The organism is Actinoplanes auranticolor (genome assembly GCF_018332655.1).
In the GTDB taxonomy this organism is placed as follows: domain Bacteria; phylum Actinomycetota; class Actinomycetes; order Mycobacteriales; family Micromonosporaceae; genus Actinoplanes; species Actinoplanes auranticolor.
Genome location: NZ_BOQL01000005.1, coordinates 156262 through 172495, shown reverse-complemented (window position 1 = coordinate 172495; position 16234 = coordinate 156262). Strand labels below are relative to the sequence as shown.

Below are 16234 nucleotides of genomic sequence, written 5' to 3'. Positions count from 1 at the left end.
ACCGGCACCGTTGTCACCGACGAGCGCGGTCACCTCCCCCGGATACACACTCAGTCCGACATCGTGCAGGACCTGGACGGGACCGAAGCTCTTGTCGATCCCGCGCAGCTCCAGAAGAGGTGTCGCGGCCACGGGTGTTTCTCCTTCAGTCGATGCGGCGCCGCCCACGCCCGGGCAGGGCATGGACGGCGCCGTCGGGCCCGAGGTGGGGTCAGCTGACGCCGTTGTCCGTGCAGAGCTTGGCGAAGTCGCCGGTGCACAGCTGTTCCTTGGTGACGAAGCCGTCCGCCACGACGTCCTTCACGCTGTCCTTGAAGATCGACTTCGGGGGCAGCAGCACCGACGGCACGGCCGCCTTCGACTCCGGGTCGGTGATCGTCTGGGCGACGTCCTTCTTCTGGCCCTTGGCGAGCGAGATGGCGAGGTCGGCGGCCGCGTCGGCCTCCTGCTTGATGGCCTTGTAGACCGTCATGCACTGGTCACCCGCGAGGATGTTCTGCAGACCCTGCACCGTGGCGTCCTGGCCGGTGACCGGGACCTTGCCGTTCAGCTTGTTCTTCTTCAGCACCGAGATGACCGCGTTGCCGAGGCCGTCGTTGGCCGCCAGCACACCCTTGATGTCCTTCTTCTCGGTCAGCATCTGCTCGAAGATGGTGCCGGCCTGCGCGTTGTCCCAGTCCGGCACGGACTGGTCCGGGCCCTTCACGTACTCGCCCGCGTCGTACTTGGGCTTGAGGACGGAGTCGTAGCCCTCCTTGAACAGGGTGGCGTTGTTGTCGGTCGGGGAGCCGTTCAGCTCGGCCACGACGGGCTTGCTGGCCTTCATGTCGGTCAGGCACTTGACCAGGCCCTCGCCCTGCAACTTGCCGACCGCCACGTTGTCGAACGACACGTAGTAGTTCGCACCGCCGTTGAGGGTCAGCCGGTCGTAGTCGATGGTCGCGATGCCGGCCGCCTTGGCCTTGTCCAGCACGGCCTTGCCGGTGCCGGAGTCCAGGTTGACGATCATCAGCACCTTGACGCCGCTGGAGATCATGCCGTCGGCGATCGTCTGGAACTGGCTCTTGTCGCCCTGGGCGTTCTGGATGTCCACCGCCACGCCGGCCGCGTCGAACGCCGCCTTCAGGAACTTGGGGTCGTCGGTGCCCCACCGCTGGGAGCTGGCAGTGTCCGGCAGGATGACGCCCACCTTGCCGACGGCCGCGCCGCCGGTGCTGCCGGAGTCGCTGCCGCTGTCGTCACCGCACGCAGCCATGCTGCCGGTGGCCAGCAGGCCAGCCGCGGCCAGGGCGAACATTCCCTTACGCATTCCTCGAGTCCCTTCGGATCAATCCGGACCTTGCTTCGGATTCCTGTTGGTGACGCTAGGTCACTGGGAGGGTCCGATTTGCCGGATCTCAGGAGAAAGGTCCCTGACGAGTCGTAACGGTGTCGTAACGGCAGTGGTCCTACGTCCGGATCTGCGCGGTCGTGGCGCCGGTGAGCCGGATCAGGTCGGCCGGGGCGAGCGAGACCTGCAGGCCGCGGCGCCCGGCGGAGACGTACATCAGCTCCAGCCCGAGCGCCGAGTCGTCGATCACCGTGGGCAGGCGTTTGCGCTGGCCCAGGGGGCTGATGCCGCCGCGGACATAACCGCTGCTGCGCTCGGCGGCCGCCCGGTCGGCCAGGGCGGCGCGCTTGCCGCCGGCCGCGGCGGCCAGCGCCTTGAGATCAAGATCGCCGGTCACCGGTACGACGGCCACGGTCAGCCCGCCGTCGACCTCGGCGATCAGCGTCTTGAAGAGCAGGGCCGGAGCAACACCGAGGGCCTCGGCGACGAGGGCGCCGTAGTTCGGGGCGTCCGGCGAGACATCGTACGGATGCAGCCCGTGCGCCACTTCCTGCGCGGTGAGCAGCACGGTGGCCGGGGTGCCGGCAGCCTTCTTCGCCACGATCAAGCAGGCTAGCGGCAGAGCAGCACGGCCGGCGCCCCCGCCACCCGGGTCAGCACCAGCGAGGCCCCCGCACTCCCGCTGAGCCGCAGATCCTTGCGCAACTGCTCCGGCTCGAGCGCCGAACCACGCTTGCGGATCTCCAGCCGGCCGATGCCGCGGTCGCGCAGCAGGGTCCGCAGCCGCTTCAGGGAGAACGGCAGCACGTCGGTGATCTCGAGCCGCCGGCCGAACCCGGTGTCGACGGCCGCATCGGTGTAGACGTACGCGATCTCCGGGTCGGCGATCCGGCCCCCGACCGACGCGGCGAACTCGGCCACCAGATGCGAGCGGACCACGGCCGGGTCCGGGTCGTACAGGAAGGCACCGACCGGCCCGACCGGCGCGGCCTCGACGCCCGAGCCGGTCAGCTCGGCCCCGCCGGGCAGCAGCACGGCCCGCCGGGCGCACTCCGCGAGCGGCCCGCACCAGAATGCGGCCTCCACCAGGTCGCCGTCGACGCTCACCCACTCGCCCTCGGCGCCGGCCGGCAGCAACGCGTGGTCGATGCCGGGGGCCAGCTTGAGGACCGTGCGGGGCACGCGGGCGGGCAGCGTGGCGATGAAGTCCCAGGAAGGGGACCAGGACCGCGGATCCATCACCCGGCCCCGCCCGGCCCGCCGCCGGGCCGGATCGGCGAAGACCGCGTCGAACTGCTCCACCGGCACGGTCGTCGCGTCCGCGCACTCCACGGTGACCAGGTGGGCGAGCCCGGCGGCCTCGGCGTTGGCGGCGGCCAGGGCGGCGGTGAGCGGATCCGCGTCCACCGCGTGCACCCGGATGCCGCGGCGCGCCGCGGCCAGCGCGTCCGAGCCCAGGCCGCACCCCAGGTCGGCCAGGCTGCGTACCCCGGCGGCGGCCAGCCGGGCGGCCCGCCGGTCGGCGACCACCGCCCGGGTCGCCTGCTCCAGACCCGGCCGGGTGAAAAGCATCGCGGCCGCGGCGGCGCCGAACTTGGCCGAACCGCGCCGACGCAGGTCGGTCTGGGTCAGGGCGGCGGAGGCCAGATCGGGGGAGACGCCGCGGGCCCGCAGGGCGGTGGCCGCGGCCAGCGGCTCGCCGCCGGCGACGTCGGCGGCGGCCGCCAGAGCGGCAGACCCTTCGGCGGTACGCAGGGCGGCGAGCAGTTCGAGGTCCACGGCGAGTCATTCTGCTAGGAGGTGATGTGCTGGCACTCTGGTTGACGGAGTGCTAGTTCCGGCATAATCTCCGATTAGCACTCTCAACCTGAGGGTGCCAGCGCGCGCCCCATCCGGGATGCGCGCCTGCACCAGGCGGACCGGCACCCGCGACGACGGCCCCGCCCGGTGGCATGAGGCATCAGCCCGGCCTGTCCACTGGCCGGCGACAACACCTGTACCCAGGAGGGTATGCCCGTGACTACCGCGACAAAGGTTGCGATCAAGCCGCTCGAGGACCGCATCGTGGTCCAGGCGAACGAGGCCGAGACCACGACGGCGTCGGGCATCGTGATCCCCGACACCGCCAAGGAGAAGCCGCAGGAGGGCACCGTCCTCGCAGTCGGCCCCGGCCGGATCGACGACAAGGGCAACCGCGTTCCGATCGACGTGCAGGTCGGCGACACCGTTCTGTACTCGAAGTACGGCGGCACCGAGGTCAAGTACGCCGGCGAGGAGTACCTGGTGCTCTCCGCCCGCGACGTCCTCGCGGTCATCGAGAAGTAAGACCTAACCGACAGTGCTGACCGCCCTGGCCCGGCTCTCCGGTCCAGGGCGCCGGTGCGTTGAAGGGACCATAAATGGCGAAGATCCTCAGTTTCTCTGACGACGCCCGGCACCTGCTGGAGCACGGCGTCAACACGCTCGCCGACACGGTCAAGGTCACCCTCGGGCCGCGCGGCCGCAACGTCGTCCTCGACAAGAAGTTCGGCGCTCCCACGATCACCAACGACGGTGTCACCATCGCCAAGGAGATCGAGCTCACCGACCCGTACGAGAACCTCGGTGCCCAGCTGGTCAAGGAGGTGGCGACCAAGACCAACGACGTCGCCGGCGACGGGACCACCACGGCCACCGTGCTCGCCCAGGCGCTGGTCAAGGAAGGCCTGCGCAACGTGACCGCGGGCGCCAACCCGATCGCCCTCAAGCGCGGCATGGACCTGGCCGCCGAGGCCGTCTCCAAGGCCCTGCTGGAGAAGGCCGTCGAGGTCGCCGACCACAAGGCGATCGCGAACGTGGCCACCATCTCGGCCCAGGACGCCACCATCGGCGAGCTCATCGCCGAGGCCATGGACCGGGTCGGCCGCGACGGTGTCATCACCGTCGAGGAGGGCTCCGCGCTCAGCACCGAGCTCGACGTCACCGAGGGCCTGCAGTTCGACAAGGGCTTCATCTCCCCGAACTTCGTGACCGACGCCGAGTCGCAGGAGGCCGTCCTCGAGGACGCGTACCTGCTCATCACGACCCAGAAGATCTCCAGCGTCGAGGAGATGCTGCCGCTGCTGGAGAAGGTCCTGCAGGGTGGCAAGCCGCTGCTCATCGTGGCCGAGGACGTCGACGGCCAGGCGCTGAGCACGCTCGTGGTGAACGCCCTGCGCAAGACCTTCAAGGTCGCCGCCGTGAAGGCCCCCGGTTTCGGGGACCGCCGCAAGGCGATGCTGCAGGACCTGGCCATCGCGACCGGTGGCGAGCTCATCGCCCCCGAGCTCGGCTACAAGCTGGACCAGGTCACCCTCGACATGCTGGGCACCGCCCGGCGCGTCGTGGTCGACAAGGAGAACACGACCATCGTCGACGGTGGCGGCCGTAAGGCCGAGATCGACGACCGGGTCGCGCAGATCCGCAAGGAGATCGAGGCCTCGGACTCCGACTGGGACCGCGAGAAGCTCTCGGAGCGGCTGGCCAAGCTCTCCGGTGGCATCGCCGTCATCAAGGTCGGCGCCGCGACCGAGGTCGAGATGAAGGAGCGCAAGCACCGCATCGAGGACGCCATCGCGGCGACCAAGGCTGCGGTCGAGGAGGGCACCGTCCCCGGCGGCGGCGCCGCCCTGGCGCAGATCGCCTCGGTGCTCGACGACAACCTCGGCCTCACCGGCGAGGAGGCGATCGGCGTGCAGATCGTCCGCAAGTCGCTGAAGGAGCCGCTGCGCTGGATCGCGCAGAACGCCGGCCACGACGGTTACGTCGTGGTGGGCAAGTCCGCCGAGCTCGGCTGGGGCCACGGCCTCAACGCGGCCACCGACGAGTACGTCGACCTGGTCGCGGCCGGCATCATCGACCCGGTGAAGGTGACCCGCAACGCGGTCTCCAACGCTGTGTCGATCGCGGCGCTGCTGCTCACCACGGAGAGCCTCGTGGTCGAGAAGCCGGCCGAGCAGGAGCCGGCCGCTGCCGGCGGTGGCCACGGCCACAGCCACGGCGGGCACGGACACCAGCACGGCCCGGGCTTCTGACCGGTTTTCTGATTCGTCAGAGTAAAAGGGCGCGTCGCGTTTCAGCGGCGCGCCCTTTGTCGTGTGTGATGCGGGATTCGGGGAAAGAGGCGCGGATGATCGTGGTGGTGGAGGGGCCGACCGCGGCGGGCAAGACGTCGTGGTGCCGGCGGTACGTCGGCCGGTACGTCGCCGAGTACGCCGCGACCGGCCGGGAGCCCACCGACGCCGTGGCGCTGGCCCGGCACTGGGCCCGGGTCAGCATGCGGCGCTGGGCCGAGGCCGTCGACCTGGAACGCGCCGACGGGGTGGCGTTCTGCGACACGGACCCGGTCAAGCTGCACTACGCGTGGGGGATGGCGGCCCTCGGCCTGGCCCCGCGGGCGCAGTTCGACCGGGAGCTGACGGTGACCCGGGAGGCGTTCCGGGCCGGCCGGCTGGGCTTCGCCGACGCGGTGCTGGTGGGGCTGCCGGAGGTGGAGACGCTGCAACGCCGGCGCGACACGGACGAGACCCGGCGGCGGCGCAATTTCGCGGCGCACGTCCAGCTGCGGGAGCCTCTGCAGCAGTGGTACGCGGCCCTGGAGCGCCTCGATCCGGGCCGGGTGATCTGGGAACTGCCGGCCGAGGGCGTGCCCAAGCTGCCCGAGCCCCGCGCCGAGCGGTGTGCGGTGTCCCTGCTCGACGACCTGGTGGCTGCCCTGCCGCCGTTGCGGTCGGCGGCCGTCATCGAAACGTAAGACCTCAGGCCCGGGTGCGCGGCGTCGCCGGGTGGAGGATGGAGACGTGAAACTCTCCTTGCGGGCCGCGCTGGCCGGGGTCGCCGCGGCCGGTGTGGCACTCGGCGTCGCCGAGCTCGTCGCCGTCTTCACCGGTCCGCTGTCGTCGCCGCTGTTCGCGGTGGGCGGCGTGGTGGTCAACAACGTGCCCGCGCCGGTCAAGGACGCGGGGATCGCGATCTTCGGCACGCACGACAAGACCGCCCTGATCACCGGCACGGCGATCCTGCTGGCGGTTTATGCCGCTCTGCTGGGCGTGCTGGCTCTGCGCAGCCGGACGGTCGCGGCGACGGGCATCGCGCTGTTCGCGGTGATCGGGGTTGTCGCCGCACTGACCCGCAACGATGCCGGTCTTCTGGCTGCGCTGCCGACGCTGGTCAGTGCGGGGGCGGCGTTCTTCGCTCTTCGCTATCTGCTGGGGGCAGCGGTCTCGGCGGAGCCTGCTGCGGTGGGCGCTTCGCCGAGTGCCTACCGGGAGGATGGCCGTCGGCGCTTTCTCATCGGGCTCGGCACCGCGGCCGGCATCGCCGCGGTCGGTGGCGTGGGCGGCCGGCTGTTGACCTCCCGCCGCGCGGTGACCTCCGCCCGCAACGCGGTCGTCCTCCCCGCCGCCTCGGCCGCCGCGCCCGTTCCGGCCGGAGCCCAGGTGGCCGGCGCGACCCCCTACGTGACCTCGAACAAGAACTTCTACCGCATCGACACCGCGCTGTATCTGCCGCAGGTCGACCCCTCGACCTGGGAGCTGCGCATCCACGGCATGGTGCGCAACCCGATCACCATCACCTGGGAGCAGCTGCTGCAGCGGCCGATGGTGCAGCGGTACATCACGCTCGCCTGCGTCTCCAACGAGGTCGGCGGCGATCTGATCGGCAACGCGCTGTGGCTCGGCACCCCGATCAAGGACCTGCTCGACGAGGCGCAGCCGCTGCCCGACGCCGACCAGGTGGTGCAGCGTTCGAGCGACGGGTGGAACTGTGGCACTCCCACCGCCGTGCTGCGGGACGGGCGCGACGCCCTGCTCGCGGTCGGCATGAACGGTGAGCCGCTACCCGTGCGGCACGGGTTCCCGGTGCGCATGGTCGTCCCGGGGCTGTACGGCTACGTCTCCGCCTGCAAGTGGATCACCGAGATCGAGCTGACGCGGTTCTCGGACTTCGACGCGTACTGGGTGCCGCGGGGCTGGTCGGCGCTCGGCCCGATCAAGACCGAGTCGCGTATCGACACGCCGCGTGACGGTGCCGAGCGCAAGGCGGGGCCGGTCACGGTGGCCGGGGTGGCGTGGGCCCAGCACCGCGGCATCACCAAGGTCGAGGTGCAGGTCGACGACGGTCCGTGGGCCGCTGCCACGCTCGCCCCGGTCGTCTCGGTCGACACGTGGGTGCAGTGGTCGTACTCGTGGCCGGCCACGGCGGGGGAGCACACTCTGCGGGTCCGGGCAACCGACAAGGATGGTCAGACTCAGACCAGCACGCCCGCGCCGCCGGCGCCGGACGGGGCCACCGGGTGGCACTCCGTGCAGGTCACGGTCGGCTGAATCGAGTCACGCGAAAGCCGCACTTTCGGTCCGACGACACGGTCAAGTTCGCTCATACGGTGGCTTGTATGTCCACCGACAAGGCTCACACGCCGGAGAACACGCCGACGCGGCTCCCCGCAGGGAACCGCGTCGTCACATGTGTGGTGATGCCGCGCTCGGTCCGGCGTCAGGCCGCCGGTGCCTGCCGCTGTGCCGGTACCGTCGACTTGTGGGGCCGGCCCAGGCGGGCCTCGAGCCGAGCCAGGTCGACCCGCCCGTGAGTCCGATCGGCAAGGTCCTCCCAGCCGACCGCGAGCAGCCGCAGCCGCTCCGCTTCGCTGAAACCTCCCCAGACACCGTACGGCTCACGAACAGCCAGCGCGTGAGCAGCGCACTCCGCCCGGACCGGGCAGGCTCCGCACATCGTCTTGGCCTTGGCCTCACGACGGTTGCGGGACGAGCCACGCTCACCATCCGGGTGGAAGAACTGGGCGCTGTCGCGCCCCCTGCACAGGCCCAGTCGTTGCCAGTCCCAAAGGTCGGCGATGGGCCCGGGCAGTCTGCGAACGTTCGACATCAACACCCTCCTCCCGCGCGGCACCGCGGAGTGTTGTCATGAGGGGCCTGGCTCAGGCCTGCCGCCGGTGTACCCCGGTGCAGGCTTCGTCACACACGACTTGTCGATGTCTTCGTCGGCCGTATCCCATCGGTGCGGCACGCCGTACCGATGTTTCCTATTTTTTCCATCTAAAGCGCGTAATGCTGCGGCCGTTGCGTGATCTCCTCTGAGAGAGAAGGAGGATCACTGTGCGTACCGTCCTCGTGTGCGTCCGAACCCCACTAGCGGCCCAGACCGTCGCCTCCACCGCGGCCCGGCTCGGCATGACCGGGGTCGTGCGGACGGCGGTCAGCGAGACCGAGGCCATGATCCGACTGGCTGAAAGGCCGGCCGAGGTCGTCCTGGCCGACACCGCCGTGACCCGTCCCGACAGCGTCGGTTTCACCCGTCGCGTCCTCGCCCGTGCCCCCCAGGCACAGGTCGTCCTCTTCGGCGCCGAAGACCCCCGGGTCGCTGCGGCCGCCGTAGCCGCCGGCGCCCGCGGCGTCATCCGCGGCGTCGAACACGACCTGGTCAGTGTGGTCGCCAAGGCGTTGCTGCTCCTCCTGCTACCGGTACGCCCCCAGGGCATGCCGATCAACGGCGCGAACGCCCAACCGGCCGCGGTCGGCGGGGCGGGCCGCAACAACAACTCGGCGACAGCCCGCGGCCTGCACCGCGACGGGCTGGCCATGGCCGGCACACCGAACGCGGCCGGCGTCCCCGCGATGCTGCCGAACTCACCGATGGTCCCGGCCCAGCGCGGCGACGGATCAGACATCGACCCGGCAACGGGCCGCCCGATGGTCTGGCCGGGCAACGACACCGGCCGAACCGACGCCCCGACCGGCCGGCGACTCACGCTCACCGAGCGCGAACTGCAGGTACTGAGGGGCATGGCAGACGGAAAGAGCAACGCGGAGATCGGCCGCGAGCTCTTCGTCTCGGAAGACACGGTCAAAACCCACGCGCGGCGACTCTTCCGCAAACTGGGAGCACGCGACCGGGCCCACGCGGTAGCGGCAGGCTTCCGAGCCGGCCTGGTCGCCTGACCTGACCGCAAAAAGGCCCGCCCGACCCGGCCCGAGCGCAACCACCGACTCGCGGCCGGGCCGGTCCGGCCACACCCCGACCGGCCACACGGACCGGCTGCGCAGATCGAGCTGGACCGGTGATTTGGCCGGCTGGGCTGGTCGAGCTGGACCGGCGGCTTGGTCGGCTGTACTGATGGAGCTGGACCGGCGATTCGGCCGGCTGGGTTGATCGGGGAAGAGCCGGCGAATCTGGCGGGCTGAGCTGATAAAGCTGGACGGCGACTTAGCCGGCTGTATTGATCGGGGCCGGACCGGATTGATCGGGGCCGGACCGGATTGATCGGGGCCGGACCGGCGACTTCGGCCGGTTGGGCCGGGCTGCCGGCTCGGCCGGCTGAGTGGATCGGGGTCGGACTCGCGACTTGGCCGGCTCGGCCTGATCAAGCCGGGCTGGCGACTTGGCCGGTCCGGGCCGATCGGGGGCTGGGCCCGCTGGACCGGCGACTCGATTGGCTAGGCCGATAGAGGGCAGATCGCCGACATGGTGGGGCCGGACCACAGCGGCTCGAGCAGACTGAGTCGACCCGGCGCCAGCGGAGTCGCAACCAGCTGGGTCGGGCTCGGCCCGGCCGAGCGCGCGGTTCCGTTCGCCCGTGCCAATTCGGGTGGGCTGCTTATACCGCTGGCTCAGCTAGTGATCCCGCCCGGCTGGCCGGCTCGGCTGTTGCTCTCGGCTTGTCTCACCGGGCCGAGTCAGACCGCGGCCGACTCCCCCGCCCAGGTAGTAACCGCAACCAAAGTCGCACTTCGCCCGTCGGTGTCGAGGGTGCCAAAACAGGCTAGGCGCTCTTTGCCGTGGCCTGTTTTGGTGCACTCGACACCGACCGCCTTGGGGCGGAGTGCCAGCCGAGCGGAGCGAGGCCATTCAGCTGAGCCGTGGCCTGTTTTGGTGCACTCGACACCGACCGCCTTGGGGCGGAGTGCCAGCCGAGCGGAGCGAGGCCATTCAACAGAGCCGTTTAACTCTGCTCGTCGTCCGTGCCCTCGGTCAACGTGTCATGCACGCCGTCTGCGTATCCCCGGGCGTACTCCCACGTCACGTAGTGGTCCGGGTCCGGGTCGTAGGCCGGCTCGTGCACCCGGGGCCTTCCACTGCTCAGCAGATGCCGCAGGTTTCCCCGCAGCAGGTCCCAGTCGAAGTAGTGCGGTTCGTGGCAGTCCTCGCACTCGATCACCAGTCCGCGGATCCCCGTCGGGCTCAGGAGCGCCTGGTAGATCTCCAGGTCGGAGAGGTCCTCGAGGACGTCCTGCCGCTCGGCCTCGGTCAGCGGGTCGTTCTCGGCGTCCTCCGAGAGGTCGTCGAGTCCGGCGGCCGGATCCGCGGGGTCGCCGTTGAACGGGTCGATCGGCTCTTCTTGCACGGTGTCTACCGTACCCATCCAGGGGCGGTGTGTGCTGGCCCGCACGCGCTGTCCGCCCTTCAGAGCCCCTCAGCTGGATGGGTAGGATGAAACACTCCGCCTCTTGCTAGGGATGATCAGTGGATAACGAGTCCGCCCGCACGGTGCCCCTGGGTCTCACCTTCGACGACGTGCTGCTGCAGCCCGGCGAGTCCGACGTCGTGCCGAGCCGGGTCAACACGATCACCCGGATGACCCGCAACGTCGAGCTCTCCATCCCGCTGCTCTCCAGCGCCATGGACACGGTCACCGAGGCGCGGATGGCCATCGCCATGGCCCGGCAGGGCGGCATCGGCGTGCTGCACCGCAATCTCTCGCTCGAGGACCAGGCCTCGCAGGTCGACCTGGTCAAGCGGTCCGAGTCCGGCATGATCACCAATCCGGTCACCTGCAGCCCCGACGACACCCTGCGGGAGGTCGACGCCCTCTGCGGGCGTTACCGCATCTCCGGGCTGCCCGTCGTCGACGCCGAGGGTGTGCTGGTCGGCATCGTCACCAACCGGGACATGCGCTTCGTCACCGACCACGGCGTCAAGGTGCGCGAGGTCATGACCAAGATGCCGCTCATCTCCGCGCCGGTGGGGGTCAGCAAGGACGAGGCGCTCGCCCTGCTGCAGCGGCACAAGGTCGAGAAGCTGCCGCTGGTCGACGACTTCGGCCGGCTGCGCGGGCTGATCACGGTCAAGGACTTCACCAAGAGCGAGCAGTATCCGAACGCCGCCAAGGACCCCCAGGGCCGGCTGCGGGTCGCCGCCGCGGTCGGTGTCGGCGACGACGCGTACAAGCGGGCCCGGGCCCTGATCGACGCCGGGGTCGACGTCGTCATCGTGGACACCGCGCACGGTCACCAGCGTGCGGTGCTCGAGATGGTCGCCCGGCTGAAGAAGGACACCACCACGGACATCGTGGGCGGCAACATCGCGACGTACGCGGGCGCCAAGGCGCTGGTCGACGCGGGCGCCGACGCGGTCAAGGTGGGCGTGGGCCCGGGCGCGATCTGCACCACCCGGATCGTCGCGGGTGTCGGCGTGCCGCAGATCACCGCCGTGATGGAGGCCTCCCGGGCCTGCCGTCCGGCCGGCGTCCCGGTCATCGCCGACGGCGGCATCCAGTATTCCGGTGACATCGCCAAGGCCATCGTGGCCGGCGCCGACACCGTCATGCTCGGCGGTCTGCTGGCCGGCTCCGAGGAGAGCCCCGGCGACCTGATCTTCATCAACGGCAAGCAGTTCAAGACGTACCGGGGGATGGGCTCGCTGGGCGCCATGCAGTCCCGGGGCCAGGCGAAGTCCTACTCCAAGGACCGCTACTTCCAGCAGGACGTCAACGAGGACAAGCTGGTGCCGGAAGGCGTCGAGGGTCAGGTGCCGTACCGTGGGCCGCTCTCCCGAGTCGCGCACCAGCTGATCGGTGGCCTGCGCGCGGCCATGGGTTACGTCGGCGCCGAGACGATCCCGGACTTGCAGGACAAGGGCCAGCTCATCAGGATTACCGCTGCGGGTCTCAAGGAGAGCCACCCGCACGACATCCAGATGACCGTCGAGGCTCCCAACTACCACTCCCGCTGATCCACTCCCTTAAGAAGGTATTCCGACATGCGTGACGTGGTGGAGATCGGTCTCGGCAAGACCGCCCAGCGCGGGTACCACCTGGACGACATCGCCATCGTCCCGAGCCGGCGGACCCGCGACGTGGACGACGTGTCCACCGAGTGGAAGGTCGACGCGTACCCGTTCAAGATCCCCTGCGTCGCGCACCCGTCGGACGCCACGATGAGCCCGCAGTCGGCGATCGCCCTGGGCCGCCTCGGCGGCCTGGGCGTGCTGAACGCCGAGGGGCTGTGGACCCGCTACGAGGACCCGACCAAGATCCTCGAGGAGCTCGCCGGGCTCGACGAGGAGGCGGACGCGACCAAGCGCCTGCAGGAGGTCTACTCCGAGCCGATCCGGCCCGAGCTGATCGCCGAGCGCGTACGCACCATGCGTGAGGGTGGCGTGACCGTGGCCGTGCGGGTGTCGCCGCAGCACACGCTCGCGCTGGCCCCGGTGATCCTCGACGCCGGTGTCGACCTGCTCGTCATCCAGGGCACCCTGGTCTCCGCCGAGCACGTGTCCACGACGGACGAGCCGCTCAACCTCAAGGAGTTCATCGCCGACCTCGACCTCCCGGTGATCGTCGGCGGCTGCACGGACTACAAGACCGCCCTGCACCTGATGCGCACCGGCGCGGCCGGCGTGATCGTCGGGATCGGCGCCGACGAGTGGTCCACGACGGACACGGTGCTCGGCATCCGTGTCCCGATGGCCAGCGCCATCGCCGACGCCGCGGCCGCGCGCCGGGACTACCTGGACGAGACCGGTGGCCGCTACGTGCACCTCATCGCCGACGGCGGCATCCAGACCTCCGGTGACATCGCCAAGGCGATCGGCTGCGGCGCCGACGCGGTCATGCTCGGCGAGCCGCTGTCGCTGGCTGCCGGCGCCCCGGCCGGCGGCGCGTGGTGGCACTCGGCGGCGAGTCACCCGAGCCTGCCGCGCGGCGGCTTCTGCATCGCCGGTGAGCCGGACGGCACGCTCGAGGAACTGCTGTACGGCCCGGCCGACCGGCCCGACGGCCAGCTGAACCTCTTCGGCGGCCTGCGCCGGGCGATGGCCAAGTGCGGCTACCACGACGTCAAGGAGTTCCAGAAGGTCGGCCTGGTCCTGGACCGCTGAGGCGCGAGCACGATCAAGAGCTGAATCCGGTCGTAGCTCGGCGGGTGGTGCGACCGTCGCTCCCGCCGACACCGGTCGCTGCGCTCCCTGCCAGGTGCGTGAGTGGCCGGGCTTTGGTCGTCGCTGCGCTCCCGACCCGCACCCACGCGCGGCTTCGCCGCGCTTTCGCAGGGGGCACGTAACGTCGGTGCGGTGATGCAGCGAGCGAACAAGGCCCGAACTGCCGTCGCCGTGCTGACGGCGCTGGTCTTGGCCGGGTGCAGCGGCGACGACGAGACGGCACGTCCCACCCCTAGTCCCTCGCCGCCGCCGAGTTTCGCCCCCGGCGCCGAGGGTGCCGGGGATGCCTACTTCCCGAAGTACGGCAACGGCGGCTACGACGTCGCCGGCTACGACCTGAAGCTGGACTACGCACCGGCCACCGGGCAGCTCGGCGGGACCGCGACCATCACGGCCACCGCCACCCAGGATCTGTCGGCGTTCCACCTCGACCTGGCCCGTCTCGTCGCGGGCAAGGTCACTGTGGACGGCCGGGCCGCCACCAGCCGGGCCGACGGCAACGAGCTCGTCGTGACCCCGGCGGCCGGGATCGTCAAGGGCAGGTCCTTCACCGTGGTGGTCGAGTACAGCGGCAAGCCGCAGCCGCTCAGCAACCAGGCGCTCGGGGTCGGCGGGTGGCTGCGGACCAAGGACGGTGCGTTCGCGCTGGGCCAGCCGGAGTCCGCCAGCACCTGGTTCCCGGTCAACGACCACCCCTCCGACAAGGCCACGTTCACGCTGGCCATGACCGTGCCGGCCGGGGTCGAGGTGCTGAGCAACGGCGTGCCGGGCGCGCGGGCCACCAGCGCCGGCCGGACCACCTGGCGCTGGGCCGAGAGCAAGCCGCTGGCCAGCTACCTGGCGTTCGTGGTGATCGGGCAGTACCGGGTGCAGAGCACCACCCACGGTGGCAGGCCGATGGTCATCGCCCTGCCGGAGTCCCTGCCCGCCACCAGCAACGCCGCCCGTTCGCTGGCCCGCACCGGCGCCGTCACCGACTTCCTCGCCAACCTGTTCGGGCCGTACCCGTTCGACGCCAACGGCGGGGTGGTCCTGGACGACGACCGGGTCGGGTACGCGCTGGAGACCCAGTCACGCCCGGTCTACGGCAACACGTTCTTCGCGGAGCGGCCGAACACCACTGTGGTCGTCCACGAACTGGCCCACCAGTGGTACGGCGACAGCGTCGCCCTGGCGCGCTGGCAGGACATCTGGCTCAACGAGGGCTTCGCCACGTACGCGGAATGGCTCTGGCTGGAGCACGAGGGCGAGCGGACCGCCCAGCAGTCCTTCGACCGGGCCTACGCGGGGTTCGACTGGTCGGTGCCGACCGGCGATCCCGGCCCTGACCGCCTCTTCGGCGACGCCGTCTACCAGCGCGGCGCGATGACCGTGCACGCCCTGCGCCGCACGATCGGCGACCCGGCTTTCTTCGCCCTGCTCAAGTCGTGGCCGGCCGAGCACCGGGACGGCAACGCCACGACGGAGGACTTCATCGCGGCCGCCGAGCGGGCCGCCGGCAAGGACCTGGGGGACCTCTTCGAGGCGTGGCTCTTCGGCACGCAGAAGCCGCCGCAGCCGTAGCCCGGCCGGCCGTCCTACTTGCTGATCAGTTCGGGTTGCTCGGCCAGGTAGGGCGCCGGTTTCCCGGCCGCCACCGCGCGCAGGAAGCCACGGCCGGTCGCGGTGAGCTGCTCACCGATGTAACCGCCGTTGTAGACGCCGGCGCCGGGCAGGCCCACCAGGGTCAGCTTGCCCGGGGTGAGACCGCGCAGCGCGTACGCGTACTCGATCGGGGTCCGCTCGCCGGAGAAGACCAGCGTGTCGCCCAGCGCGGCCAGCACCGCCTGCAGTTTGGCCTGGTCGGTTGCCAGACCGGCGTCCTCGGCCTGGGCCAGCAGGGCCTTGATCAGTTGCCGCTGGTGCCGCTGGCGGGTGTAGTCGCCGCCGGCGGTGTACCGCTGGCGGGCGTAGTCGATGGCCTGCCAGCCGACCAGCTTGCGGGTGCCGGGCAGGTAGGTCGCCTGCGGGCCGACGTAGCCGCCGCCACCGGAGCGCAACGGGCGCAGCTTGCCGTCCGGGCGGCGGTGCTGGGAGACGACCTTCTGGTCGATCTTGAGCGTGACGCCGCCGAGCGCGTCGGTGAGCCTGCTGAGCCCGGCGAAGGTCAGCACCGCGCCGGCGTCGAACTCCTTGATGCCGGTGTACCTCGAGACGGTCTTGGCGAGCAGTTCGTAGCCCTGGGCCACGTTCGGCTTGTCGGTGCCCCTGACCTTGGCGCCTTCGCTCATCGCCTCGGTGAGCTTGCGCCGTCCGCCGGCGTAGCCGTTCTTGGCGAACGCCGGCACTTCCACCCGCAGGTCCCGGGGCAGCGAGTAGAGGTAGCCCTGCTGCAGGTCGGCATCGACGTGCAGCAGCATGACGGCGTCCGCGTGCGGCTGCCAGTCCGGGATCGTCGTGCGGGTGTCGACGCCGACGATCAGCAGGTCGAGCGGGCCGGTGATGTCGGCGCCGGGGGGTGGTGCCGGGCTCGCGGAGGTGGGCGGCACCGACGGCGTCGCACTGGGCGCGGCCACCGGGTCCGGCTCGTCGGTGCCACCGCGCAGGGCCACGACGACGCCGACACCGGCCAGCAGCAGCACGACCACCACGCCGGCCGCCGCCCAGAGGAGCCTGTTAGTCCGCATGCTGGAACAGTAGGGGACGCTCACCACGTGCTCAACGCCGCGCGCA

General features: G+C 70.7%; 14 protein-coding genes and 1 pseudogene. 8 read left to right on the top strand and 7 right to left on the bottom strand.

Translation table 11 applies throughout. The features are described 5' to 3' along the window. The 4 genes and pseudogenes from Aau02nite_RS03010 to Aau02nite_RS02995 form a co-directional block, all read right to left on the bottom strand. Positions 1 to 132, bottom strand: a pseudogene (locus tag Aau02nite_RS03010) (sugar ABC transporter ATP-binding protein); the annotation flags it as partial. Between the two features lie 79 nt (positions 133 to 211). After that, positions 212 to 1309 (bottom strand): sugar ABC transporter substrate-binding protein, encoded by a 1098-nt coding sequence (locus Aau02nite_RS03005; protein WP_212986740.1) that lies wholly within the window; start codon positions 1307 to 1309, stop codon positions 212 to 214. Positions 1310 to 1448: 139 nt separating this feature from the next. Beyond that, on the bottom strand, positions 1449 to 1931 hold the full coding sequence (gene ybaK, locus Aau02nite_RS03000) for a Cys-tRNA(Pro) deacylase (protein ID WP_212986739.1): 483 nt from the start codon (positions 1929 to 1931) through the stop codon (positions 1449 to 1451). An 11-nt stretch (positions 1932 to 1942) separates the two neighbouring features. Then, the gene (locus tag Aau02nite_RS02995; RefSeq protein ID WP_212986738.1) at positions 1943 to 3109 is read right to left on the bottom strand and encodes a class I SAM-dependent methyltransferase; all 1167 of its coding nucleotides are present in this window, start codon (positions 3107 to 3109) and stop codon (positions 1943 to 1945) included. 237 nt (positions 3110 to 3346) lie between these two features. Here Aau02nite_RS02995 and groES point away from each other — a divergent pair, with 237 nt between their 5' ends. The 4 genes from groES (at position 3347) to Aau02nite_RS02975 (ending at position 7674) form a co-directional block, all read left to right on the top strand. After that, positions 3347 to 3655, top strand: a complete 309-nt coding sequence (gene groES, locus Aau02nite_RS02990) for a co-chaperone GroES (RefSeq protein ID WP_023358324.1) — start codon at positions 3347 to 3349, stop codon at positions 3653 to 3655. Between the two features lie 74 nt (positions 3656 to 3729). Continuing rightward, positions 3730 to 5382, top strand: a complete 1653-nt coding sequence (groL, locus tag Aau02nite_RS02985) for a chaperonin GroEL (RefSeq protein WP_212986737.1) — start codon at positions 3730 to 3732, stop codon at positions 5380 to 5382. A 95-nt stretch (positions 5383 to 5477) separates the two neighbouring features. Next, the gene (locus Aau02nite_RS02980; RefSeq protein ID WP_212986736.1) at positions 5478 to 6101 is read left to right on the top strand and encodes a hypothetical protein; all 624 of its coding nucleotides are present in this window, start codon (positions 5478 to 5480) and stop codon (positions 6099 to 6101) included. A 46-nt stretch (positions 6102 to 6147) separates the two neighbouring features. Next, positions 6148 to 7674: a molybdopterin-dependent oxidoreductase gene (locus Aau02nite_RS02975; protein WP_212986735.1), complete on the top strand. Its 1527-nt coding sequence runs from the start codon at positions 6148 to 6150 to the stop codon at positions 7672 to 7674. A gap of 169 nt (positions 7675 to 7843) precedes the next feature. Here the strand turns inward: Aau02nite_RS02975 and Aau02nite_RS02970 are convergent, their stop codons facing one another. Further along, the gene (locus tag Aau02nite_RS02970; RefSeq protein ID WP_212986734.1) at positions 7844 to 8233 is read right to left on the bottom strand and encodes a WhiB family transcriptional regulator; all 390 of its coding nucleotides are present in this window, start codon (positions 8231 to 8233) and stop codon (positions 7844 to 7846) included. A gap of 230 nt (positions 8234 to 8463) precedes the next feature. Between Aau02nite_RS02970 and Aau02nite_RS02965 the strand changes: the two genes are divergently transcribed. Then, positions 8464 to 9306 (top strand): response regulator transcription factor, encoded by an 843-nt coding sequence (locus Aau02nite_RS02965; RefSeq protein ID WP_212986733.1) that lies wholly within the window; start codon positions 8464 to 8466, stop codon positions 9304 to 9306. A 1001-nt stretch (positions 9307 to 10307) separates the two neighbouring features. Here Aau02nite_RS02965 and Aau02nite_RS02960 read toward each other — a convergent pair. Further along, positions 10308 to 10709, bottom strand: coding sequence for a DUF5319 domain-containing protein (locus tag Aau02nite_RS02960; RefSeq protein WP_203773789.1), 402 nt, complete (start codon positions 10707 to 10709; stop codon positions 10308 to 10310). 119 nt (positions 10710 to 10828) lie between these two features. Between Aau02nite_RS02960 and guaB the strand changes: the two genes are divergently transcribed. The 3 genes from guaB to Aau02nite_RS02945 all read left to right on the top strand — a co-directional run bounded on the left by guaB (position 10829) and on the right by Aau02nite_RS02945 (position 15085). Next, the gene (guaB, locus tag Aau02nite_RS02955) at positions 10829 to 12316 is read left to right on the top strand and encodes an IMP dehydrogenase (RefSeq protein ID WP_212986732.1); all 1488 of its coding nucleotides are present in this window, start codon (positions 10829 to 10831) and stop codon (positions 12314 to 12316) included. 27 nt (positions 12317 to 12343) lie between these two features. Next, positions 12344 to 13462, top strand: coding sequence for a GuaB3 family IMP dehydrogenase-related protein (locus tag Aau02nite_RS02950; RefSeq protein WP_212986731.1), 1119 nt, complete (start codon positions 12344 to 12346; stop codon positions 13460 to 13462). A gap of 195 nt (positions 13463 to 13657) precedes the next feature. After that, entirely contained in the window at positions 13658 to 15085 is a 1428-nt protein-coding gene (locus Aau02nite_RS02945; protein ID WP_212986748.1) for a M1 family metallopeptidase, read from the top strand. Positions 15086 to 15099: 14 nt separating this feature from the next. Here the strand turns inward: Aau02nite_RS02945 and Aau02nite_RS02940 are convergent, their stop codons facing one another. Next, a complete protein-coding gene (locus Aau02nite_RS02940) occupies positions 15100 to 16188 on the bottom strand; it encodes an LCP family protein (protein WP_212986730.1) in 1089 nt (362 codons plus the stop codon). Positions 16189 to 16234: the final 46 nt, after the last annotated feature.

Excerpts from the sequence above, each read along its gene's own strand:
- Aau02nite_RS03005 (WP_212986740.1), bottom strand. The coding sequence starts at position 1,309 with ATGCGTAAGGGAATGTTCGCCCTGGCCGCGGCTGGCCTGCTGGCCACC.
- groL (WP_212986737.1), top strand. The coding sequence starts at position 3,730 with ATGGCGAAGATCCTCAGTTTCTCTGACGACGCCCGGCACCTGCTGGAG.
- Aau02nite_RS02980 (WP_212986736.1), top strand. The coding sequence starts at position 5,478 with ATGATCGTGGTGGTGGAGGGGCCGACCGCGGCGGGCAAGACGTCGTGG.
- Aau02nite_RS02970 (WP_212986734.1), bottom strand. The coding sequence starts at position 8,233 with ATGTCGAACGTTCGCAGACTGCCCGGGCCCATCGCCGACCTTTGGGAC.
- Aau02nite_RS02950 (WP_212986731.1), top strand. The coding sequence starts at position 12,344 with ATGCGTGACGTGGTGGAGATCGGTCTCGGCAAGACCGCCCAGCGCGGG.
- Aau02nite_RS02945 (WP_212986748.1), top strand. The coding sequence starts at position 13,658 with ATGCAGCGAGCGAACAAGGCCCGAACTGCCGTCGCCGTGCTGACGGCG.
- Aau02nite_RS02940 (WP_212986730.1), bottom strand. The coding sequence starts at position 16,188 with ATGCGGACTAACAGGCTCCTCTGGGCGGCGGCCGGCGTGGTGGTCGTG.